This is a genomic window from Lentzea sp. NPDC003310, from assembly GCF_040610935.1.
In the GTDB taxonomy this organism is placed as follows: domain Bacteria; phylum Actinomycetota; class Actinomycetes; order Mycobacteriales; family Pseudonocardiaceae; genus Lentzea.
Genome location: NZ_JBEXNC010000005.1, coordinates 294,208 through 315,355, shown reverse-complemented (window position 1 = coordinate 315,355; position 21,148 = coordinate 294,208). Strand labels below are relative to the sequence as shown.

The 21,148-nt window shown below is 70.6% G+C and carries 24 protein-coding genes; 15 read left to right on the top strand and 9 right to left on the bottom strand.

Going from position 1 to position 21,148, the window contains the following annotated elements:
• The first annotated feature begins 247 nt into the window (after positions 1-247).
• Complete coding sequence (locus tag ABZX02_RS11580) at positions 248-1,096, top strand: hypothetical protein (RefSeq protein ID WP_355297262.1); 849 nt, start codon at positions 248-250, stop codon at positions 1,094-1,096.
• A gap of 215 nt (positions 1,097-1,311) precedes the next feature.
• On the opposite strand, the gene ABZX02_RS11575 is transcribed toward ABZX02_RS11580, so the two are convergent.
• Together ABZX02_RS11575 and ABZX02_RS11570 are read right to left on the bottom strand one after the other, a co-directional pair.
• Positions 1,312-1,614, bottom strand: a complete 303-nt coding sequence (locus tag ABZX02_RS11575; protein ID WP_355297609.1) for a hypothetical protein — start codon at positions 1,612-1,614, stop codon at positions 1,312-1,314.
• A complete protein-coding gene (locus ABZX02_RS11570) occupies positions 1,539-1,856 on the bottom strand; it encodes a zinc finger protein (protein ID WP_355297260.1) in 318 nt (105 codons plus the stop codon). Before ABZX02_RS11570 ends, ABZX02_RS11575 begins: the two co-directional genes overlap by 76 nt.
• A gap of 19 nt (positions 1,857-1,875) precedes the next feature.
• On the opposite strand from ABZX02_RS11570, the gene ABZX02_RS11565 reads away from it, so the two are divergent.
• Genes ABZX02_RS11565 through ABZX02_RS11555 form a run of 3 tightly spaced genes read left to right on the top strand, consistent with a single transcriptional unit; the run spans position 1,876 to position 3,740 of the window.
• The gene (locus tag ABZX02_RS11565; protein WP_355297258.1) at positions 1,876-2,685 is read left to right on the top strand and encodes a helix-turn-helix transcriptional regulator; all 810 of its coding nucleotides are present in this window, start codon (positions 1,876-1,878) and stop codon (positions 2,683-2,685) included.
• Positions 2,686-2,695: 10 nt separating this feature from the next.
• Positions 2,696-2,857: a DUF397 domain-containing protein gene (locus ABZX02_RS11560; RefSeq protein ID WP_355297257.1), complete on the top strand. Its 162-nt coding sequence runs from the start codon at positions 2,696-2,698 to the stop codon at positions 2,855-2,857.
• A 25-nt stretch (positions 2,858-2,882) separates the two neighbouring features.
• Positions 2,883-3,740 (top strand): ornithine cyclodeaminase family protein, encoded by an 858-nt coding sequence (locus ABZX02_RS11555; protein ID WP_355297255.1) that lies wholly within the window; start codon positions 2,883-2,885, stop codon positions 3,738-3,740.
• A gap of 98 nt (positions 3,741-3,838) precedes the next feature.
• On the opposite strand, the gene ABZX02_RS11550 is transcribed toward ABZX02_RS11555, so the two are convergent.
• Positions 3,839-5,023: a family 16 glycosylhydrolase gene (locus ABZX02_RS11550; protein WP_355297595.1), complete on the bottom strand. Its 1,185-nt coding sequence runs from the start codon at positions 5,021-5,023 to the stop codon at positions 3,839-3,841.
• 251 nt (positions 5,024-5,274) lie between these two features.
• Positions 5,275-6,717 carry a trypsin-like serine protease gene (locus ABZX02_RS11545; protein ID WP_355297253.1) on the bottom strand — a complete coding sequence of 481 codons (1,443 nt, stop codon included), beginning with the start codon at positions 6,715-6,717 and terminating at the stop codon, positions 5,275-5,277.
• 135 nt (positions 6,718-6,852) lie between these two features.
• Between ABZX02_RS11545 and ABZX02_RS11540 the strand changes: the two genes are divergently transcribed.
• Together ABZX02_RS11540 and ABZX02_RS11535 are read left to right on the top strand one after the other, a co-directional pair.
• Complete coding sequence (locus ABZX02_RS11540; RefSeq protein ID WP_355297252.1) at positions 6,853-7,416, top strand: WHG domain-containing protein; 564 nt, start codon at positions 6,853-6,855, stop codon at positions 7,414-7,416.
• The gene (locus ABZX02_RS11535; RefSeq protein ID WP_355297250.1) at positions 7,413-7,976 is read left to right on the top strand and encodes a hypothetical protein; all 564 of its coding nucleotides are present in this window, start codon (positions 7,413-7,415) and stop codon (positions 7,974-7,976) included. Before ABZX02_RS11540 ends, ABZX02_RS11535 begins: the two co-directional genes overlap by 4 nt.
• On the opposite strand, the gene ABZX02_RS11530 is transcribed toward ABZX02_RS11535, so the two are convergent.
• Both ABZX02_RS11530 and ABZX02_RS11525 read right to left on the bottom strand, forming a co-directional pair.
• Positions 7,932-8,354: a nitroreductase family deazaflavin-dependent oxidoreductase gene (locus ABZX02_RS11530; protein WP_355297248.1), complete on the bottom strand. Its 423-nt coding sequence runs from the start codon at positions 8,352-8,354 to the stop codon at positions 7,932-7,934. The two genes, ABZX02_RS11535 and ABZX02_RS11530, sit on opposite strands and share 45 nt — an antisense overlap.
• Positions 8,355-9,116 (bottom strand): LuxR C-terminal-related transcriptional regulator, encoded by a 762-nt coding sequence (locus ABZX02_RS11525; protein ID WP_355297247.1) that lies wholly within the window; start codon positions 9,114-9,116, stop codon positions 8,355-8,357.
• 95 nt (positions 9,117-9,211) lie between these two features.
• On the opposite strand from ABZX02_RS11525, the gene ABZX02_RS11520 reads away from it, so the two are divergent.
• Genes ABZX02_RS11520 through ABZX02_RS11510 form a run of 3 tightly spaced genes read left to right on the top strand, consistent with a single transcriptional unit; the run spans position 9,212 to position 12,902 of the window.
• Positions 9,212-10,867, top strand: coding sequence for an AMP-binding protein (locus ABZX02_RS11520; protein WP_355297245.1), 1,656 nt, complete (start codon positions 9,212-9,214; stop codon positions 10,865-10,867).
• Positions 10,868-10,904: 37 nt separating this feature from the next.
• Positions 10,905-11,720: an SDR family NAD(P)-dependent oxidoreductase gene (locus ABZX02_RS11515; RefSeq protein WP_355297243.1), complete on the top strand. Its 816-nt coding sequence runs from the start codon at positions 10,905-10,907 to the stop codon at positions 11,718-11,720.
• Positions 11,721-11,723: 3 nt separating this feature from the next.
• Positions 11,724-12,902 carry a hypothetical protein gene (locus ABZX02_RS11510; protein ID WP_355297241.1) on the top strand — a complete coding sequence of 393 codons (1,179 nt, stop codon included), beginning with the start codon at positions 11,724-11,726 and terminating at the stop codon, positions 12,900-12,902.
• On the opposite strand, the gene ABZX02_RS11505 is transcribed toward ABZX02_RS11510, so the two are convergent.
• Together ABZX02_RS11505 and ABZX02_RS11500 are read right to left on the bottom strand one after the other, a co-directional pair.
• On the bottom strand, positions 12,880-13,743 hold the full coding sequence (locus ABZX02_RS11505; RefSeq protein WP_355297239.1) for an AraC family transcriptional regulator: 864 nt from the start codon (positions 13,741-13,743) through the stop codon (positions 12,880-12,882). The two genes, ABZX02_RS11510 and ABZX02_RS11505, sit on opposite strands and share 23 nt — an antisense overlap.
• A gap of 29 nt (positions 13,744-13,772) precedes the next feature.
• The gene (locus ABZX02_RS11500; RefSeq protein WP_355297237.1) at positions 13,773-14,441 is read right to left on the bottom strand and encodes a nitroreductase family protein; all 669 of its coding nucleotides are present in this window, start codon (positions 14,439-14,441) and stop codon (positions 13,773-13,775) included.
• A 71-nt stretch (positions 14,442-14,512) separates the two neighbouring features.
• Between ABZX02_RS11500 and ABZX02_RS11495 the strand changes: the two genes are divergently transcribed.
• On the top strand, positions 14,513-15,418 hold the full coding sequence (locus tag ABZX02_RS11495; protein WP_355297235.1) for a LysR family transcriptional regulator: 906 nt from the start codon (positions 14,513-14,515) through the stop codon (positions 15,416-15,418).
• On the opposite strand, the gene ABZX02_RS11490 is transcribed toward ABZX02_RS11495, so the two are convergent.
• Complete coding sequence (locus ABZX02_RS11490; protein WP_355297233.1) at positions 15,415-16,395, bottom strand: hypothetical protein; 981 nt, start codon at positions 16,393-16,395, stop codon at positions 15,415-15,417. The genes ABZX02_RS11495 and ABZX02_RS11490 overlap by 4 nt on opposite strands.
• 319 nt (positions 16,396-16,714) lie before the next feature.
• Here ABZX02_RS11490 and ABZX02_RS11485 point away from each other — a divergent pair, with 319 nt between their 5' ends.
• The 5 genes from ABZX02_RS11485 to ABZX02_RS11465 all read left to right on the top strand — a co-directional run bounded on the left by ABZX02_RS11485 (position 16,715) and on the right by ABZX02_RS11465 (position 21,010).
• Positions 16,715-17,998, top strand: coding sequence for a LuxR C-terminal-related transcriptional regulator (locus ABZX02_RS11485; RefSeq protein WP_355297231.1), 1,284 nt, complete (start codon positions 16,715-16,717; stop codon positions 17,996-17,998).
• On the top strand, positions 17,998-19,182 hold the full coding sequence (locus ABZX02_RS11480) for a LuxR C-terminal-related transcriptional regulator (RefSeq protein WP_355297230.1): 1,185 nt from the start codon (positions 17,998-18,000) through the stop codon (positions 19,180-19,182). The genes ABZX02_RS11485 and ABZX02_RS11480 overlap by 1 nt, the downstream gene beginning before the upstream one ends.
• 31 nt (positions 19,183-19,213) lie before the next feature.
• Positions 19,214-19,966, top strand: a complete 753-nt coding sequence (locus ABZX02_RS11475; RefSeq protein ID WP_355297228.1) for a thaumatin family protein — start codon at positions 19,214-19,216, stop codon at positions 19,964-19,966.
• 28 nt (positions 19,967-19,994) lie between these two features.
• Positions 19,995-20,378, top strand: a complete 384-nt coding sequence (locus tag ABZX02_RS11470; RefSeq protein WP_355297226.1) for a cysteine/serine endopeptidase inhibitor — start codon at positions 19,995-19,997, stop codon at positions 20,376-20,378.
• 161 nt (positions 20,379-20,539) lie between these two features.
• Positions 20,540-21,010 (top strand): CAP domain-containing protein, encoded by a 471-nt coding sequence (locus tag ABZX02_RS11465; protein WP_355297224.1) that lies wholly within the window; start codon positions 20,540-20,542, stop codon positions 21,008-21,010.
• Positions 21,011-21,148 lie beyond the last annotated feature (138 nt).

Below are 21,148 nucleotides of genomic sequence, written 5' to 3'. Positions count from 1 at the left end.
CTCCCCACACCCCCGGCCGCCGCGATCCCTGTTTCACCGTCGCCGCAACTGTTTCCGCCGAGCCGGACCTGGAGCCGCTCCACATGGGTCGGAGCCGTCCACAGTGGACGGATTGGTGCGGCGGGTCCGTCTCGTTCGGACGGCGGGCGACAGGGCTTCGTGCGCGTCGAAACCGTTGACGCGCAACGGGTGTCGGCGATGACGACGAGCACCGCGCGTCCGTGCCCCGAGAACCTAGACTGGCCCGATGGACACCCGTCTCACGGTCTGCGCCTCGCACCTGATCACCCTGCCCAGCGCGCCCCACGGCCCGGTCCGGGAGGCGATCGGCACCGCCCGCGACGCCGTGACCGCGTTCGACCCGGACCTGGTCGTCTTCTTCGGCACCGACCACCGCCGTGCCTTCCGCGCCGTGGTCCCGACCTTCGCGGTGGTGCTGTCGGCCACCGCCCAGGGCGACGTCGCCGGCCCGGTCGGCGCGTACGACGTGCCGTCCGACCTGGGACGTGCGCTGGTCGCCGACCTGGTGGCGGCGGAGTTCGACATCGCCACGGCTTACGAGGCGGCGCTGGACCACGCGTTCGGCCACACGGCACGCGACCTGCTGGGCTCGATCTCGGCCAAACCGGTCCTGCCGGTCTTCGTCAACTGCGCCTCGCCGCCGCACGCGACCTTCCGCCGCGCGGCGGCGCTGGGACGCCGGGTGGGGGAGTTCTTCGCCGACCGCCGGGTGCTGTACGTCGGGTCAGGCGGGCTGGCGCACGACCTGCCGGGGTTCCGCGAGCCGGAGACCGGGGTGGTGCTGTCGGAGGAGGAGCGGCAGGCGTGGATCCGGTCGGTGAACGAGCGGGCCAGGGCCGAGGGGACCGTGCGCGACCTGGTGCGCGCCTGGGACGAGGCGTTCCTGGCCGGGATCGGCGGGACCTCGTGGGAGTGGCTCGACTCGATCGGGGTGGACCTGGTGGAGCGCGGGGGGAACGGGGCGGCGGAGTGCCTGACGTGGACCGCGGCGTGGGCGGCCGGGGGACGGCCGCTCACGACGGTGGCGCACGAGTTCGACACCAGCGGGCGGGCGGTGGCGATGTCCGGGGTGTGAGTGGTGGGACGGGCTCGGGTGTGGGGGAAATGAGGGGCAGGGGATGTGAGGGTTCGCGGGCGGCGTCGGCGGGTCGGGTGCGGTGGGCGTGGTGGCGTGCGGCGGGTGAGGCTCGCGGGGCGGGCGCGTGAGGGTCTCGGGTGTGAGGTCTCGCTGAGCGGCGGCGTGTGAGGTCTCGCGGGACGGCCACGGTGGCGTGAGGGTCGCGCCCCGGCTCAGTGAGGCATCTCGACCGTCGTCAGCTCGTCCGCCTCCGCCAGGTACAGCCGCCCCAGGTCGATCAGCAGCGTCCCCAGTTCCCGGTAGTGCGCCGCCCGCTCCGGATCCGGAATGAGCCCGCACGTCCGCAACATATTCTGCGCGAGCAGCTCACCGAACTGTGGATAAGTCTTCACCACCTCACGCGAGAGGCGTTGAAGAGATATCCTCAGCAGGTCTTCGGTCAGAATTTCCGCGGCCACGGCCTGATCCCCTCGGTCTCGCGCCAGATGCCGTCGCAGTCCCAGCAGGTCGGCCACACCACCTTGTCCCGCCACAGGTCAAGCTCTTGTGGCACGAAGGGGTCGCCGCATAGAGTTTCGATGAGTCCTTCTTTCACGGGTTCGTCGTGGATGGCGTGTCGTCGGCCCTCGTGGGCTGTCCAGCGAAATCTCACAGCATTATTGTGTGTCTTGGAAAGGCTCCAAGCCACCGCCCTTTTGGGTTGTGTTGCGGGCGGGTGTCCGGGAATGCGCGGAAATGGGGCTACGGTCCTCGCCATGCCTAAAAGATTTTCCACTGTGAGGGGCCGTGAGTTCGGGGAAGGCCTGCGCGCGGCCATCACCGCCACGGGCATGACGTCGCGCGCCGTCGCGGAGCTCGTCGGGTGGCAGGAGGCCAAGGTCTCCGACTTCGTCAACGGCAAGGGCGGCGCCACCGAGATGGAACTCGCTTTGCTGCTCGGGGTCCTCCGCACGCCGCCGCAGGAGCGCGACCACCTGCTGTCGCTCTACAGCGGCACCGGTGTGCGCGGGTGGTGGCAGGAGCACGGGACGTGCGCGCCCATCAGCCCGCGCACGCTGGTCGAGCACGAGCGGCTGGCCGACAAGCTGGTCAGCTGGCAGACGATGTTGTTGCACGGCACGCTCCAGACGCCGGACTACGGGCGTGCGGTGATCACGGCCTGCGTCAACGCGCCGGCGGACGAGCTCGAGGAACGGGTCGAGGCACGCGCGCAGCGGCGCGAGGTGCTGGGCAGCGGGATGAAGGCCGTGTTCTTCGTGCCCGAGGCGGTGCTGCTGAACCAGGTCGGCGGGGCCGAGGTGATGCGGGAGCAGCTCGCGCACCTGGACAGGCTCGCCGGACGGCCCAGCGTCGTGGTGCGGGTGGTGCCGCTCGGCGCCGGCGCGCACGCCGGGATGGCCGGGTCGTTCGACCTGATGACGTTCGACCGGTACGAGGACGTCGTGTTCCTGGAGGCCGAGAACTCCAGCCTGGTCATCGAGGCGCCGGAGGCGGTCAGGGCGTACGCGCGGATCGCCAAGGCACTAGAAAACACCGCGTTGGATGCGGAACAATCGCGTGAGCTGATCAAGAAGCTGCTGACGTGAGGAGTTCTCGATGGCCGCGTGGCGCAAGAGCACCCACAGCGCGAACGCCAGCGCGTGCGTCGAGGTGGCCGCGGGGGTCGGCATCCGGGACACCAAGTCGCCCGCCGTCCACGTCGAGGTGGGTGCGGCGGCCTGGTCCTCCTTCCTCGCCACCGTCAAGCGGTCGGGCTGATCCGCCGGTCGTTACGATCCCGGGCATGACGATGCCCGCAGCGATCGAGGCAGTGCGAGAAGCGTTCGTCGGGCTCGCCGCGGAGGAGTTCGAGCTCCCGCCGCGGCAGGCGTTCAGCGACAGCCGCTCGCTCGTCATGGCCGCGCACCACCTGCCCACGCGGTCCACCGCGGTCAAGGTCGTCAGCATCGAGGTCGAACGCGACCCGGTGATCACGGGCACCCTCGTGTACTCCCACCCGGACGGCCAGTTCGTGACCGACGCGGTGTCGCTCACGACCCTGCGCACGGGCGCTGTCGTCGGCGTGGCAACGGATCTGCTCGCCGACGAGCACGCCTCGCACCTCGCGCTCCTCGGTGCCGGGGCGCAGGCCGCGGACCAGGTCCGGGCCGTGCACGCCGTGCGGCCGTTGAAGAAGCTCGTCGTGTTCAACCGCAACGCCGAGAAGGCCGAGGCGTTGCTGGAGAGCCTGAAGGACGAGCTGCCGGACACGGTGATGGACGTGGCGGCCACCGCGGACGAGGCCGTCGAGGGCGCGGACGTCGTGTGCTGCGCGACGGCGTCGACCGTGCCGCTGTTCCGCTGCGACGCGCTCGAGGAACGGGTGCACGTCAACGCCATCGGGTCGTACCGGCCGGTGATGCGCGAGCTGCCGCAGGAACTGCTGGAGACCGCCGGAGTCGTGGTGGTGGACCAGGTCGAGGCGGCGCTGAGCGAGGCGGGCGAGATCATCCGCGCCGTGCAGTCGGGGGTGCTCAGACTGGAGTCGCTCGTCGAACTCGGTGCGGCGCTGGGGAACCCGCCGCTGCGCGAGGGCCGCACCGTGTTCAAGTCGGTCGGCGTCGCGGTTCAGGACTGGGCCGTGGCAAGGCTTCTGGCGTGAAAAGCGCTGGACGTGAACCCATCCGCCGCGGGGGTTCACGTCCAGCGCTTTCGCTTCTCCCCGTCAGGTCGTGCGCGACCCGGCGGGGAGAGACCTCATCAGACCTGCCACTTCTGGCTGGCGACGCCGAGGCATTCCCAGATGTGGGTTCTCGTGCCGTCGGCCGAGGAGCCGCCGATGGTGTCCAGGCACTTGTTGGCCTGCGGGTTCACGATGTCCTGTGCCCCGCTGACGGCCCACTGCTGGGCCGGAGAGCCGTTGCAGTCCCAGAGCTGGACCACTGTGCCGTTCGCCGTTCCTCCACCGCTGACGTCGAGGCACTTGCCCAGCGCGCGGATCGTGCCGTCTCCTGGACGGCTCCACTTCTGGGCCGCGTTGCCGTTGCAGCCGACGACCTGGATGGGCGTGCCGTTGGCCGTGTTGGCCCAGGGCACGTCGAGGCACTTGCCGCCGATGCCGCGGATCTCCGAACCACCGCTGGGAGGCGGGGTGTCGGTGGTCGACGCGCGGACCCAGTCGATCACGAGCTGCTGCGGGAACGTCGTGCTGGCGTCCGGGTAGCCGGGCCACTCACCACCGACCGCGAGGTTGATGATGATGAAGAACGGCTTGTTGAACACCCACGGGTTGCCGTTGACGTCGGTGGGGGTGTTGCGGGCGTAGACGTTGCCGTCCACCGACCACGTGATCTCGCCCGGCTTCCAGTCCACGGCGAAGTTGTGGAAACCGTCCGAGAAGTTCGGGCCGTTGTAGGCGTGGGACTTGCCGCCCGCGCCCGAGTAGCCCGGTCCGTGGATCGTGCCGTACACGGTGTTCGTCTGGTGTCCCAGGAACTCCATGATGTCGATCTCGCCGGAGCCCGGCCACGGGTTGCCGGTGTTGATGTCAGCGCCGAGCATCCAGAACGCGGGCCAGATCCCCTTGCCGCGCGGCATCTTCATGCGCGCTTCGAACCGGCCGTAGGTCTGGGTGAACTTGTTCGCGGTGTTGATGCGCGCGGACGTGTACTGACACCTGCCGTACCAGCAGTTGTAGTTGCCGGGGTTCTCCTTCTTGGCGGTGATGACGAGGTTGCCCTGGCCGTCGTGCGCCGCGTTGGAGGTACCGGCCTGGTACCACTGGTGTTCCCTGTTGTTGCCGTTGTTGTTGCCCACTTCCATGTTCCACTTGCCACCGTCGACGCCTGCGCCGGCGGGAGCGTTGAACTCGTCGGCCCAGGTCACCGCCGCGTTGGCAGGGGGAGCTTGGCTGGTGGTGGCGACGGTGATCCCTGCGGCCACCATCAAGGCGGCGGCAAGGGCCGTCCCGATGCGTCGCTGCATCGAACCGACCTTTCCGGGTGTTGAGTTGTGCGCCCAGTGGTTCGGAAGTGTTGTCGCGCCGTGACCCTCGGTCAACGTGTAAAGGTTTTCACGAATTTGTCAGATGAGAGCGCTCTCAAGTGATCGAGCTCGCTACCAGTGGATTTAAGGCTGGTTAACTCGAACTGCGTCGCTGGAGAGGTCTGGACGACCCCTCCAGTGACACGGGAACGTCAGCCCTGCGGCGTCGTGATCACGGAGAAGACCGAGCCGCCACTGGCCTGGCGGGCGCTGAGGTCCTCGAGGATCGTCGAGAGCGGGGCGTAGTTGTTCAGCTCGCCGAGCTGGCAGGCGCCGCTGCGGGCCTGCTGGCTGCCCTCGAGGATGCCGAGCCCGGCCTTGGTGACCTGGCTGAACAACGGGCTGCCGCTGTCGCCCGCGCGGGCGCAGATGTCGGTGTTGATGCCGACGTCGGTCGACAGCACGCGGCCGCACCGGGTGCCGACGAGGTAGCCCTCACCGGCGCCGCTGTCGTAGGAGTCCGGGTAGTTCACCGCGCTCGACCCGGATCCCGTGGCGCAGACGACCGCGCCCGCGAGGATGCCGGACAGCGGCGTGACCGAGGTGATCTCCTGGTTCTGGGAGGTCGCCTGCGGGCCGCACGGGGTGTCGCCGTTGCTGTCCAGACCGCCGTTGCGGCAGTACTTCAGCACCGTGTTGCGGTTGGTCTGGCCCTCCAGCCACGTGGTGGCGGTGGCCGCGTCGACGTACCGCACGGCGGCGTAGTCGTAGGGGTAGAAGTTCTTCTCGATGCCGTGCTGGTTCAGGATCGCCTGGCGGTTGTGCTCGGTCGGCACGTTGTTGGTCTTGGTCGCCATGCAGTGGCCCGCTGTGAGCACCCACGGCACACCGGGGAACGCGCCGCCGGTCGTGCGCAGGTTGAAGCCGCTCGTGCAGCCACCGGTGGTGCCGTTGTCGCGCCTCATGTCCAGGCGCAGGCCGCCGCGCATGGGGCCGTAGTTCGTGCAGTAGAGCGGGTGGCAGAAGCCCCAGTCGACCGGGTCGGCCGAGTACGGCGTCGGCTTCTGCAGCACGCGAGCCGTGACCACGTTCGGGTCGGCGTCGAACGCGCGCTGCTCCTGTGCCTGCGCGGACGCGCCGGGCTGCCTGAGCCAGGAGCGTTCCCAGACGACGACCTTGTTCTCGGTCTGGCTGACGGCCGGCAGGTACACCGACTCGGCGCCCGCGCCGACCTGCTGCCGGATCCGGTCGTAGGTCGTCTGGAGCGACGCCAGGGAGTTCTTCACCGTGCGCACGGTGACGTTGGCGCGGTCGGGCAGTGCGGCGACATGTCGTTGCGCGGCAACGGGTCGCGTCATGGCGACGACGAGCTTGCCGCCCGCCTGCTGGTCGATCCACATGCCGCCGTACTCGCCGGCGGCCTCCTTCTTCAACGTCGCGTCGAGTCTCGCCGCGTCGTCCTGGAGCTGGAGTCTGCGCAGTGCCTCGCGTTCGCTGACGCGGTAGGTCTGCTTCAGGTAGTCGATCGACTCGCGGACCGAGGCCGGGTCGATCGTGATCTGGAGAGTCGGGCCGGCCGTGGCCGGTGCGGTCGTGATGGTCGACGCGAACAGCGTGCCCGCGGCGACCACCCCCAGGATCTTGACTAATCGCAATGGATTCCCCTTGTCCTGTGCGAATGACCTGACCTTCATAGCCGTGCGCGGACCGCCTCCGCCGGGAAATCCGCAAGATCTTCACAGAATCTCCGCGCTTGACGTTGCCGGGCTAATAGCGTTAGCTTTTGAGCTATGGCTGTTCGTCCTCGTCTCACCACCGCCAAGGTCGTCGACGCCGCACTGGAGCTGCTCGACGAGCAGGGCGCCGACGCGCTCACGCTCGCCGCCGTCGCCGCGCGGACCGGTGTCGCCACCCCGTCGCTGTACAAGCACGTCGCGAGCCTCGGCGAACTGCGCGCACACGTCGGCGTGCGCGTGCTGGAGGACATGACCGAGCGGTTCACGGCCACGGTCCTGGGCCGGTCGGGCGACGAGGCGGTGGCCGCGCTCCTGCACGCGTACCGCGCGTACGTCCGCGAGCACCCGCACCGCTACGCGGCCGCGCCGATGGACCCGTTGCACGACGAGCTGCAGCAGGCGGCCGGGCAGAAGCTCATGGAGGTCCTGTTCGCCACCCTGCGCGGCTACGGCCTGGAGGGCTCCGCCGCGGTGCACGCCACCAGGAGGCTGCGGGTGATCGCGCACGGCTTCGCGTCGATCGAGTCGAGCGGCGGGTTCGGCCTGCCCGAGGGCCTCGACGACACCTACGACCAGCTGGTCCGGATGTTCCTGGACGATCTCAGGGGGAAATCGTGAAGTGGACGCTCACCGCGGCAGGCCTGCTCTTCCTGCTGTACCCGGCGTGGAGACCGTGGCACGACGAGACGACGGCCGCGGGCGCGGCGGCCTCGATGGGCTCGACCGCGTGGGTGCTGTCGCACCTGTTCGCGATGATCGGCTTCATCCTCGTGCCGATCGCGCTGCTGGAGGTCCACCGCACCGCCGCGATCACGTTCTGGGTCGGCGCGGGCCTCACGCTGCCGTACTACGGCGCCGAGGACTTCGGCCTGCACGCCGTCGCGGGGCAGCCGAACGTCCTCGAGCTCGCCGAAGCCGTGCGCTACAACCCGTTCGCCGTCACGATGTTCGGCATCGGACTGGTCACCATGGGCGTCGCGGCGGTCTTGGTCGCGCTGAGGCTGCGCACGCCGGCGGCGATCGTGTTCGCCGCCGGGTTCGCGTTGTTCCTGCCGCAGTTCTTCACGCCGCCCGCGGTGCGGATCGCCCACGGCGTGCTGGTGATCGTGGGCTGCGTGTGGCTGGCGTGGGCGTCAGCGCGCCGTGAGGCGGAAGACCCGCAGCTCGCGGCCGCCTGACCGTTCGACGTAGTCCTGGAACGCGGGCCAGGCCGCCACCATTCGCGACCAGGCGGCCTCCCGCTCCGCGCCTTCCAGCAACGTGCCGCGCACGTTCCGGACGTCGCCGCGCACGTTCACCTGGATGTCCGGGTTCTTCAGCAGGTTCGCGGTCCAGGCGGGGTGGTTCGGCTTGCCCCAGTTGGACCCCACGACGAGCATCGAGTCGCCGTCGGCCACGTACTGGACCTGGTTCTCGCGCTTCTCACCGCTGCGGGCGCCGGTGGTGATCAGGGTCAGGCCGGTCTGCCTCGACAACGACACGAGGGTGAACTTGCCGCCGGTCAGCTTGTAGAGCAGGCGATCGGTCCCGATCACGGCCTTCTCCAGCAAGGACATTCAGAGCGCTCCCGTCGACCTCGCCGCGTGGACCGCGGCGGTTCTGTTGTGCACCCCCAGCTTGCGCATCGCGCCCCGGAGGTAGGCCTTGACGGTCTCGGTGCTCAACCCGAGCTCGGCGGCGATCTCCCGGTTCGAGGCCCCGACCGCGGCCAGCCGCAGCGTATCGAGTTCGCGCGGGGTCAGGCCGCTCGGGACGCTGACGGGGGTCTCGCCACCGAGGTTCTGGTGCACCTTGCGGAGTCGTTCGCGCAACACGGGGTCGCCGACGAGCTTGGTGACCTCCGCCAGTTCGCGGAGCGCGGCCTGCATGTGAATGGAAGGCATGTCCAGGTCCTGTGCGAATCCCTGCGCGATGGCGCCGGCCATCCTGATCGCCCGGTCGCCCACGGTCGCCTGCCCGCGCACGGCCCCGTAGAGGACGCCGCGCACGGTGCCGCGCACCGTCACCGGGTAGGCGAACACCGAGGTCAGGCGTTCGTCAACGACCACCATCTGGTCGAACTCGTGGGTGATCGCCTTGGTCGTGGCGTAGTCGTTGACGCGGACCGCGGTGCCCATCGCGATCGCCGTGCCGCCGAGGCCGCGGCCGGCGCCGATGCGCAGGCCGTGCAACGACGTGCCGTGCGTGCCCTGGAAGCTGCTCAGCAGCAGGTCGCGGCCGGGCGTGACGGCGCCGCCGAACACGACGGGCAACCCGGTGGCTCGGCGGAGCATGTCCAGGCGCTGCGGCAACAGTGCCTGGAATCGGTCTGGCAGCACATCCAGCAGTCTCGCTGACGGTCGCACCCCCGAAAAGGGGTGCACCCCCGTCCGGGGGTATACCGGCGGCCCCCGGCGCTCGCACCCTCTGCCCCATGTCCAGTCACGACACCTACCGCGCGGCCCGCGACCTGATGCTCGCGGATCCCGAGTCGTTCGCCTGGCCGAGCTTCGGCAGCAGCTTCAACTGGGCGCACGACTGGTTCGACGTCATCGCCGAAGGCAACACCGCGACGGCGTTGCACCTCGTCGAGGAGGACGGGTCCGAGCGCGCCTACTCGTTCGACGACCTGCGGCGCCGGTCCAACAGCGTCGCGCGCTGGCTCGCGTGGCACGGGGTGGGCAAGGGCGACAGCGTGATGATCATGCTGGGCAACCAGGTCGAGCTGTGGGAGTCGATGCTCGCGGTGATGAAGCTCGGCGCGGTGATCATGCCGACCACCACCGCGCTGGGACCGGCCGACCTCGCCGACCGACTGCGACGGGGCGCCGTGCGGCACGTCGTCGCGCGGGTCCAGGACGCGGACAAGTTCGAGGACGGACCCGTGCTGATCTCCGTCGGCGGTACCGCGGCGGGCTGGCTGGACTACGCGGAGACGGCCGAGGCGCCCGACAACCCGGTGCCGCACCCGAGGACGCGGGCCGACGACCGGCTGCTGCTCTACTTCACCTCCGGCACGACCAGCCGCCCCAAGCTCGTCGAGCACACCCAGACCTCGTACCCGGTCGGGCACCTGACGACGATGCGCTGGATCGGCGTGCGGCCCGGCGACGTGCACCTCAACATCAGCTCGCCCGGCTGGGCCAAGCACGCGTGGAGCTGCTTCTTCGCGCCGTGGATCGCCGAGGCGACGATCTTCGTCTACAACTACTCCCGCTTCGACGCGGCCGCGTTGCTCGGCCAGGTCCGCGCGAAGGGCGTCACCACGTTCTGCGCGCCGCCGACCGTGTGGCGGATGCTGATCAAGGCCGACCTCAGCGGCGGGCCCGGTGCGCTGCGCGAGGTCGTGGCCGCGGGGGAGCCGCTGAACCCCGAGGTGGTCGAGCAGGTCCAGCGGCAGTGGGGCCTCACGATCCGCGACGGCTTCGGCCAGACCGAGACCACGCTGTCGGTCGGCAACGTGCCGGGCGTGCCGGTGAAGCCCGGTTCGATGGGACGGCCGCTGCACGGCGTCCCGGTCGTGCTGGTCGACCCGATCACCGGCGAGCAGGCCGACGAGGGCGAGATCTGCGTCGACCTGGGGCAGCGGCCGATGTCGCTGATGGTCGGCTACCACGGCGACGAGGAGCGCAATGCCGAGGCGATGGCCGGCGGTTACTACCACACGGGCGACATCGCGAGCCGCGACGAGGACGGCTACCTGTTCTACGTGGGGCGCACCGACGACGTGTTCAAGGCGTCGGACTACAAGATCTCGCCGTTCGAGCTGGAGAGCGTGCTGATCGAGCACCCGGCCGTCACCGAGGCCGCCGTCGTGCCCGCGCCGGACGCGGTCCGGCTCGCCGTGCCCAAGGCGTACGTGGCGCTGAGCCCCGGCTGGGCACCGGACCGCGAGACCGCGTTGCAGATCCTGCGGCACGCGCGCGAGAACCTGGCGCCCTACCAGCGGATCCGCCGCCTGGAGTTCTACGAGCTGCCGAAGACCGTGTCGGGCAAGATCCGCCGCGTCGACCTGCGCGAGCGCGAGGAGGCGGGTGTCGAAAGTTCCGTCGAGTGGCGGGACGACCAGTTCCCCGAACTCCGCCGCTAACGTGGAGGCTCCGCCGTCCTCGACGACAGGAGCAGACATGGTCCGCAGGATCTCCGGACGTCCGGCGGTGATCACCGGGGCGGCCTCGGGGATCGGCCGCAGCCTCGCGCAGCGGTTGTCCCGCCACGGTTCTCCCGTGGTCATCGCCGACGTCAACGAGATCGAGCTGGAGAAGACCGCCGCGTCGCTGCAGGGCCCCGTGCTCAGCCGGGTGCTCGACGTGCGCGACGCGGAGGACGTGCGGCGGTTCGTGGGCGAGGTGAAGGACTGGCTCGACCTGCCGATCGCGGCGGTGTTCAACAACGCGGGCGTCGCCACGTCCACCAGCGTGCTGAACACCGTGGCGGAGGACGACTCCTGGCTGTTCGACATCAACTACTGGGGCGTCGTGAACGGCACGCGCGCGTTCCTGCCGTTGCTGGTCGCGCAGAACTACGGCGTCGTCGTGAACACCTCCAGCGTCTTCGGCCTGTGCGGCATGCCGAACCAGAGCGCCTACTGCGCCGCCAAGTTCGCCGTCCGCGGGTTCACCGACTCGCTGCGCCAGGAGCTGCGCGGCACCGGCGTCTCGGCCGTCGCCGTGCACCCCGGCGGCATCAAGACCAACATCGTGCGCAACGGCCGCATCCACGCCGAGCTCGACGAGCGGGGCCGGTCGGCGGACCAGATCGCCGCGGACTTCGACAGGATCGCCCTGACCACGCCCGACAAGGCCGCCGAGGTCATCCACCGCGGCGTCGAGAAGGGCAAGGCGCGCATCCTCGTCGGACCGGACGCCTACGTGTTCGACGCGCTCGCCCGCATCACGCCGACGCACTACTACTCCGTGATGGCGCGCCTGTTCGAACGGTGAGGCATGATCCTCGCCGTGGCTTCGGAGACGGTCCTGCGGCGGACCGAGCAGTGGTTCGTGCGGCAGGGCGCGCCGACGATGATCGAGGGCTACGGCTTCCGGTCGCACGTGCTGCCGCGGATGCTGCCCGCGCTGACGTTCGTGGCGGTCGGCAGCCTCGCCTGGCTCGTGCTGCTCCGGTCCGCCGGGCTGTCCAAGTGGGTGCTGCTGGGCGTGATCGTCGCGGTGATGGTGACCGCGTGGGTCCTGCTCTCGGTGCTCGGGCGGAGGCTGCCCGAGTTCTCGCGGGGGTCGACCCTGCTGGTGCTGGTCGCCTACGCGGCGATGCCGGTGATCGTACCGTTGCTGCAGCTCGCGATCGATGACGAGGTGACCACGCCGGGTGCGGAGGGCGCCGAGACGCCGTGGTGGGTGACGGCGCTGTGGTTCGTCGTCTTCTTCGGGGTCGCGTTCGTGGCGACGATGCTCGCCACGACGTACGGGCTGGGGTCGTTGCTGCGCGCGGCCATCCGCCACGTGATCGCCGACCTGGGCAACAGCGTGCACCTGATCGGCCGGGCGTTGCCGCCCATGCTGTTCGTGACGCTGTTCCTGTTCTTCACCGGCGAGCTGTGGCAGGCGATGGACAAGCTGCCGTGGCCGCGGGTGAGCCTGATCGTGCTGCTGTTCGCCGCGATCACGGTGCTGGCGGCCGCGGCCCGGCTGCGCGACGAGATCGGCCGCGTCGAGCAGGACCTGCGCCCGGAGATCCTGAGCGTCGCCTGCAAGGGCACGCCCCTGTCGGGCGTCGAGATCACCGAACCGTTGCCGCCCAAGCGGTTGAACGGCCGCCAGACGCGCAACCTGCTGGTGATGCTCGCGATCCGCCAGCTCGTGCAGGCCGCGGTGGTCGGCCTCGCGCTGTTCGCGTTCTTCGTGGTGCTCGGCCTGATCGTCGTGACGCCCGCGATCGCCGAGCAGTGGATCGGGGAGCCTCCGAAGCTGTCGTGGCTCGGCGTCCCGCAGGCGATGCTGCGCAACGCCACGCTGTTCGCGGCGTTCGGCAGCATGTACTTCTCGGTGATCTCGATGAGCGACGCCGAGCACCGCCGCCAGTTCTTCGCGCCGGTCATCGAGAAGGTCGAGCGGACGCTGGAGGTCCGCGCCGTGTACCTGAACGTCAGAGAGCGGGCTGGGGTGTGAGCTTCGCGTCCTGGCTCGGCGGCGCGCCGAACTGGCGGCGGTACTCGCGGCTGAACTGCGACGGGCTGTCGTAGCCGACCCGGTGGCTCACGCTCGTCACGTCCCGGGTGGTCGCGAGCAGCAACCGGGCCTCCTGCAGGCGGATCTGCTTCTGGAACTGGATCGGGCTCATCGCCGTGACGGCCTGGAAGTTGCGGTAGAACGCAGACTCGCTCATGCCCGCGATCCGCGCGACGTTCTCGACCTTGAACGACTCGGCGTAGTTCTCCCGGATCCACCGCACGGCCCGCGCGATGTGGCTCAGGCCGCTGTCCTGCGTGCCGAGGTGGCGCACGGCCGCGCCCTGCTCGCCGGTCATGACCCGCCAGAGGATCTCCTGCTTGACCAGCGGGGCGAGCGCCCGTGCCTCCGCCGGCCGGTCGAGCAGCCGGGCGAGCCGCGTCACGGCGTCGACCAGCTCGGGGGAGGCGTCGCTGACGGCGAGGCCCTCCGGGATGCCTGCGGGTTTCGGGAAGTCGTGCGCCAGCAGGAGGTCCGCGACCGCCGGGGGATCGAGGACCAGGCCGAGCCCGAGCGCGGGTTCGGACGGGCTGATGTCCACGTAGTTGCCGGTGATCGGCATGTCGATCGAGGCCACCAGGTACTGGCCGGCGCGGTAGTCGTAGACGCGCTCGCCCAGCGCGATGCGCTTACGACCCTGGGCGACGAACGCGAGGATCGTGCCGGTCATCGACGGGGCGGGCGGGCCGCCGGCGGTGGTCCGGGACACCAGCACGCCCGGGATGGCCGTGGTCAGGTCCGGGCGGGCGTGCTTGGCGATCAGCGCGCGTAGTTCGTCCACGGCCTCGATGCTCCCCGGTGGTGGGACGATCAGGCAAGCCCGCCCTCGAACGTGAGCGCCTCCTCCAGCGTCTTGCGGCGCAGGTCCGGCACCTCGCAGTCGTCCGCCGGATACCCGATCGGGAACAGGATGTACGGCCGTTCGCCGGGGCGGCCCAGGAGGTCGGTCAGGAACGTCATCGGGTTCGGCGTGTGCGTCAGGGTCGCGAGGCCCATCGAGTGCAGTGCCGCGATGAAGAACCCGCAGGCGATGCCGACGCTTTCGCTGGTGTAGTAGGTCTTCCGGCCGTCTTGCTGCTTCTGCGCGAACGCGACCACGAGCCACGGCGCGACCTCGAGGAATTCCTTGTGGGCGTCGGTCTCCAACCGTGCCAACGCTTCACGCCACTCCGGGATCTCGCGCTCGTGGTAGAAGCGGTGTTCCTCCTCCTCGGCCGCCACGCGGATGCGCCGCTTGAGGTCCGGGTCCCGCGTCGCCACGAACCGCCACGGCTGCTGGTGCGCGCCGCTCGGGGCGGTGTTCGCGGCCCTGACCGCGAGCTCGATCGCCTCGGCCGGCACGGGATCGGGGGAGAACCAGCGCACGGAACGGCGTTCGTCGAGCAGCTCGCACCACGCCCTGCCGCGGGCGAGCCCGTCCTCGATCGGCAGGCGCGGCGGCGTGTACGGGACGAACGGGTGCGTGTGCTTCCTGGTCACCGTCCGGACGATGCCGGGAAACAATTGTTTTGGCCAGTTCACGTTTCTGCTGCGAGTTATAAGCTCGACTCATGAATCTGCCGAACGTGACGCTGCGGCAGCTGGAATATCTGATCGCGGTGGCCGAAACGGGATCGCTCACCTCGGCCGCCGCGCGGTGCCACGTCTCGCAGGGCGCGATCTCGCTGGCGCTGACCGAACTGGAACGGGCGCTGGACCTGAGGCTCGTCGTGCGCTCACCGCGCCGGGGCGCGGCGCTGACGGCGGCGGGCACGCGGGTGCTGGCGGACGCGCGCCGCGTGGTCGGGGCGATGGGCGACCTCGGCGCCGAGGCGCGCGGGCTGAGCAACCAGGTCGGCGGCGTGCTGACGGTCGGCTGCTACGCGCCGATCGCGCCGTTCCACCTGCCCGCGGCGATCGCGACGTTCGAGCGCGCGCACCCGGAGGTGTCGGTGCGGTTCGTGGAGGGGAGCCTGCCGGAGATCGGGGAGGACCTGCTCGCCGGGCGGTGCGAGATCGCGTTCCTCTACGACCAGGACCTCGCACCCGGCATCGCCACGGCGACGCTGTACGACCTGCCGCCGAAGGTGCTGCTGCCCGCCGGGCACCGGTTGCGCCGGCGCCGGGCGGTGTCGCTGGCCGAGCTGTCGGGCGATCCGTTCGTGCTGCTGGACGTCCCGCCGAGCGAGCGCTACTTCCGGTCGGTGTTCGCGGCGGCGGGCGTCGAGATGGTCGTGACGCACCGGGCCCGCAGCTTCGAGCTGGCGCGCTCGCTCGTGGCCCGCGGCATCGGGTACTCGATGACCGTGCAGCAGCCGGTTGTGACGTCGTCGTACGAGGGGCTGGAGGTCGTGGCGGTGGGGGTGCGCGACGCCGTGCCCACCACACCCGTGGTGCTCGGCTGGGCGGCCGGCGGCCCGCTCACGCGCCGCGCGCAAGCGTTCGCCGAGCACTGCGTCGCGCTGTTCGCCGCCTAGATCGCCTGGGCGATGGCGATGTTGCCCGCCAACCGGTCCCCGGCCTCGTAGATCATGTACTCGCGGCCCTGGTACGTGCCGAACGACGGCGCGGCCGCCCTGCCGTTGTCCGGCGACCCGGACAGCGAGTCGTGGAAGACGCCGAGGTGGTTGCGCTTGCTGAAGTCGAGGCCCACCTCGGTGATGAGGATGTTGCCGCCGCTGCCCTTGTCGGTGTTGTAGACGACGTAGACGCTGTTGTTGCGGAACAGCAGGTGCGGGCCGCCGATGTTGACCGCGCCCACGTCCTGGTGCCGCACGAGCGGGGTCTGCGCGAACGTCCAGTCGCGGGCGTTGGCCGACCAGCCCCAGCCGATGTCGCGGTGGTTCGTGGTGTTGTTGATCATGAAGACCATCACGTACCGGGCGCCACGCGAGGGCAGGTCGTGCCGGAACACCCTGGCGTAGGAGGTCTCGGTGGTGCCGGCGGGCATCAGGCGCGTGGAGAGCACCTCCTTCTCGTAGGAGAAGTGGATGCCGTCGGCGGAGCTGGCCAGCCGCGTCACGGTGTTCTCGCCGTGGAAGTACAGGTACATGCGCTTGGCGTCGTCGTTCCACATCGCGTGCGGCGACGACACGTGGGACACGCTGTACTCGCCGGGCCAGCTGCGCGTGATGATCGGGTTGCCGGCGTACTCGGTGAACTCCTCGTCGAGCGAGTTCGCGTACGCCAGGCAGATGCCGCCGGGCGCGTCGTGCGGCGCGTAGTAGAGGTAGTACGCGGCGAGCGCGCCGGGGATGCGGTTCTTCGTGCCGCGGATGGTGGGGAAGATCAGTTCGCCGGTCGGGTTGTAGCGCAGCTTGCTCTTGACCAGTGCGAGCCTGCGGTACCGGTAGTCGGGGAATCCCGCGGGCGCGGCGGCGGCCTCCGTCGCCCCCGCGCTCGTCGCCAGCAGGGCCGCGGTTCCGAGCAGCAGCTGTCGGCGGTTCGGTGCCATGGGAACGCTCCTTTGCGTCGTGGTCTCCGCGTTGGGCGACGGTAGGGGCTGTCCCGGCGGCGGAACAAGGCTGTAATACGAATTATCAACTTGATGTTCGTCGATCGGCGGGAGTGGGAGCGGCCTTCGACTACTCCTGTCGCGGTGATTTGCCAAGTGTCGAAAGAAAAAGAATTCGCGATTCTGTCGAAAGGCATTCAGCGGTAAGGTCCAGACCAGCTGGCAGTCCAATTGAGACAGTGTCGCGAGGAGTCGGCCATGTCCCTTCTCCCGCTGTGAACGTGTCGCACCGCGTATCGATTGGAAGGACGTCGTCGACATGATGGAGGAACTGTCCCGCGCGGTGGCGGCGGCCGAGCGCGGTGCCGGACGGGCCGAGGCGGTGAGCGTCGCCCGGCGTGTGCTGGAGGGGGCGTGCGGCGACGACGCGTTCTGGCGGGCGTCGCTGGTGCTGGTGCACGCTGGTGAGATCGCTCTCGCGCATCGTCACTGGGGTGCGGCGGTGGGGGTCGACCGCGACGTGCACGCGGTGCTGGGTGGGCGGATCATGCTGCTGCGCGGTGAGGTGTGTGCGGCGGTGCGGTTGCTGGACGGCGCGGTGAGCCGTGGTGTGCGGCCCGCGCTGCGGACGAATGCCGTCGCGTGGCTGGCCCGCGCGCTCGTCGAGGCGGGCGAACTGGGTGGGGCGCGCGCCGTGCTGGAGGACGGGCACCCGCGCGGTGCCGTGCTCAGGAGCAGGCACCCGGACAACGCCAGGCTCGACAACGCGCACCCGCATGCTGCCGTGCTCGGGAAACGCCGCCCGGACAGCGCCAAGCTCGACACCGGTCGCCCCGATGGCGCCACGTTCGACACCGGTCGCCCCGATGGCGCCAGGCTCGGCACCGGTCGCCCCGACGGTGCCACTCCCGGAAGCAAGCACCTGGCCGGCGCCGAGCTCTGCTTCGCGCGCGGGTGGCTGCTCCTCGCGGAAGGGCAGGGCGCGGCGGCGCTGGACGAGTTCCTCGACTGCGGCCGGCTGTTGGAGGCCGGCGGCGTCGTCAACCCCGCGGTGCTGCCCTGGCGCTCCGCCGCCGCCCTGGCCGCCGCCGACCGCGGCGACCTCGTGCTCGCCCGCATCTGCGCCGACAAGGAACTGGTGGCGGCACGACGCTGGGGTGCGCCGCGGGCCGTCGGACTCGCCCTGCACGCCTCGGCACTGGCGCGCGGCGGTGACGTCGTGCTGCTCGAACAGGCGATCGCCTGCCTGGGGCACGCCCCGGAGGCGCTGAGAGCGCGCCACGACCTCGCCCAGGTCCTGCTCGCCCGCGGCGAGGTCGACCGCGCCCGCCGGCACACCCGGCAGCTGCGCGACCATCCACAGTGGACGAGAGCGGCGGACGTGCTGGCGTCGCGGCTGCTGCGCAACGACGGCGAGTCCGCGCTCAGCGGACGGCAGCGCCGGATCGCCCTGCTGGCGAGGGCGGGGCGGTCGAACCGCGAGATCGCCGCCGAGCTGAGCCTGACGCTGCGCACCGTCGAGTTCCACCTCACCGCCGTCTACCGCAAGATGGGGGTGGCGGGACGGGCCGGTCTGCGCCGGGCGTTCGTCCCCACCTCCTGATGGGCGGATGGGCGGCCGACCCCGGCCACGAGTGCCCGGCGGCCCTCGCGTCGGGCCTGCTCGCGGCGGGGGAGAGCTGGACCGAGGCCGTCGAGGCGGCGGAACGGGCGCTGGCGTCCCCGGTCTGCCGGGAGAACCCCTGGTGCGTCTCGTGGGCGTTGGTGACGCTGGTGTGCGCGGGGGAACTGGTCGCCGCCGACGAGCACAGCCTCGCCCTGCTGGAGTCGCACCCCGGTGACCACGTCCTGCTCGCCCGCGCCTGCCTCGCCCGGTGCACCGGCGACCTGGTCACGTGCTCGGCGCTGCTGGACCTGGTGCGGCACAACGGGACCGTGGAGATCCGCTCGGCGGTGCTGTACTGGACGGTGGAGCTGCTGGTGGCCCGCGACGAGCTGGACGCCGCCGGGGCCGTGCTGCTCGACGACGGCCTCACCGGACCGCTCCTGCTCGCCGCCGAGGCCGTCGTGGCGATGGCGGCGGGCCGTCCCCGCGACGCGCTCGCCGGCCACCTCGCGTGCGGCGAGGCGCTCACCGCGAGCGGGGTGCTCAACCCCGCCGTGCTGCCCTGGCGGTCGTCGGCCTCCCGCGCGGCGCTGGCGTGCGGGGACACCGAGCAGGCGCTGCGCCTGGCGCTGGAGGAGCACACCGCCGCGGCCCGCTGGGGTGAGCCCCGCGCGCTGGGCCGGTGCCTGGCCGCCGTCGCCGGCGCGAGCCCGCCCCACGGCGAGGACCTCCTGATCTACGAACGCGCGATCCGCCTGCTGGACATGGCACACGCCAGGTGGGAACTCGCGGAGGTGCTCTGCGACTACGGCGACCGCCTCACCGCGCACCGCAAGCAGGCGGCGGCGGGGGAGATGTACGCGCGCGCCGCGGCCGTCGAGATCGGCGACACCGTGCTGCGACGGCGGATCGACGCCGCCACGAGCGGTGCCGCCGCCCGCGAACCGGTGCTGACCCCCGTCGAGGCCGAGGTAGCGCGACTCGTGTGCGCCGGCCTGAACAACCGGGAGATCGCGGCCCGGCTGGCGATGGCGACGCGGACCGTCGAGCTCCACCTCACGCGGGTCTACCGCAAGCTCGGGCTGGCGGGCCGCCGCGAGCTGCGGGCCACCCGGTGGGCCTGGCTGCACCGGGAAACCTTGCGGACCGACCGTGAAGCCACCGGGGGAGGGCGCGGGTGATCGTGGAGCTCTGAGGGAAAGGAGCCCGCAGATGCCCACACGATCACCCGTCCGCTGGATCGCGGCCCTGTTCGCGCTCGCGTTCGCCCTCGCCGGCGTGCAGACGGCGAACGCCGCGGTCGACCACACGGTCACCCTGGTCAACAACACCGGCCAGACGATCTGGGTCGGCAGCACCGTCAACGCGGACGGGTCGCGTGCCCTGACGAACCTGCCGAGGCTGACCAACGGCCAGTCGGCCACCATCACGATCCCCGAGACCGCGTCGCCCGGTCACTGGCGCGGCACGTTCTTCGCCCGCCAGGGGTGCACCGGCACCTCGGGCGTGGACTTCCGGTGTGCCGTCGGCGACTGCGGCGTCCAGGCCGCCCGGTGCGTCACCGGCGAGCAACCGGCGAGCCTCGCGGAGTTCAACTTCGACACCCGCGACCGGCTGGCGCCCTGGTACAACGTCAGCTACGTCAACGCCTTCTCCGTTCCGGTGAGCATCGCCGCGGTGAACGCGAGCCCGCCACCGGGGTCCACCTCCTGCGCCACCGCCGGGTGCACGCAGAACCTGTTGCCCTACTGCAACCCCGCCTACGTCAAGTACGGCGCGAACGGTCAGCGCGTCAACTGCGTCAACCCGAACAGGGACGCGCCGACCGACTACAGCAACACCATCAAGTCCCGCTGCCCCAAGGCCTACGCGTGGTCCAAACAGGACACGGAACCCGGCAACCAGACCGTGTTCCAGTGCGCGAACTGCAGCGGTTTCCGGGTCACCTTCCACTCCGTGGCCTGAAGCGGTCCCCACCCGTGAAAGGAAGCACATGAAGTCCACCGCCAAGGTGCTCGGCGCCGTCGCGTCGGCCGCGGTCCTGTCGTTCGTCTTCTCCGGCACCGCGGCCGCGGTGAGCGGCACCGCCAGCTGGTACAACGACGCCGGCTACGGCGCGTGCGGCACGCAGATCAACGCGGCGACGCAGATGCTGGTCGCGGCTCCCGCCGCACTGTGGACCACGCCCAACCCGAACAACGACCCGTTGTGCCGCAAGTCGATCCGGGTCACCCACAACGGCAGGACCATCACGGTGCCGATCAGGGACAAGTGCCCGAGCTGCCCGAGCAACAAGATCGACCTCAGCCAGCCCGCGTTCTCGAGCCTCGCCAACACCTCGGTGGGCATCATCAACGTGACATGGCAGATCGTCTGAGCCACGGCACGCGAGGGGGAGCCGGAGCACCGGCTCCCCCTTTTCTGTCCGGTGGACAAGGCGTCTCAAAAGGACTGGGGCCGAACCCCGTCCCGCTCGCACCACGTTTGCCTCAAGAGGGGCCCTGCAGACCCCTTCCCCGCACGCACAGGAGATCACCGATGCTCGCGTTACGCGCCACCCTGCTCACCGCCACGACCCTCGCGCTGGCGGCCACCCTCGCACCCCAGGCCTCGGCGGCCACGGTGCAGGAGGACGTCATCGCCCTCACGAACGCCGAACGCGCCAAGGCGGGCTGCCCGGCCCTGCGCGCCAACTCGGCGCTCAACACCGCCGCCCAGCGCCACTCGGCCGACATGGCCTCGCACAACTTCATGGGCCACACCGGCTCCGACGGCAGCACGATGGTCGTCCGGATCGAACGCGTGGGCTACCGCGGCTGGACGCGCGCCGCGGAGAACGTGGCCGCCGGGTACGCGACCCCGGCCGCCGTGGTGAAGGGGTGGATGAACAGCTCCGGGCACCGGGCCAACATCCTGAACTGCGCGCTGAAGGAGATCGGGGTCGGCCACCAGCACCGGTCGGGCACGACCTACGGCCACTACTGGACGCAGAACTTCGGCACGCGCTGACGAGCGCGCCGCGGTGGCCCCGCCGAACAGCGCGGCCACCGCGGTCGGCGCCCTGACCTGCGGCTTCGCTCGCCGACCCGTCCAGGGTCGCTCCACCTCCGCTCAGCTCTGCGCCACCCCCGCCCGCCCCTGATACGT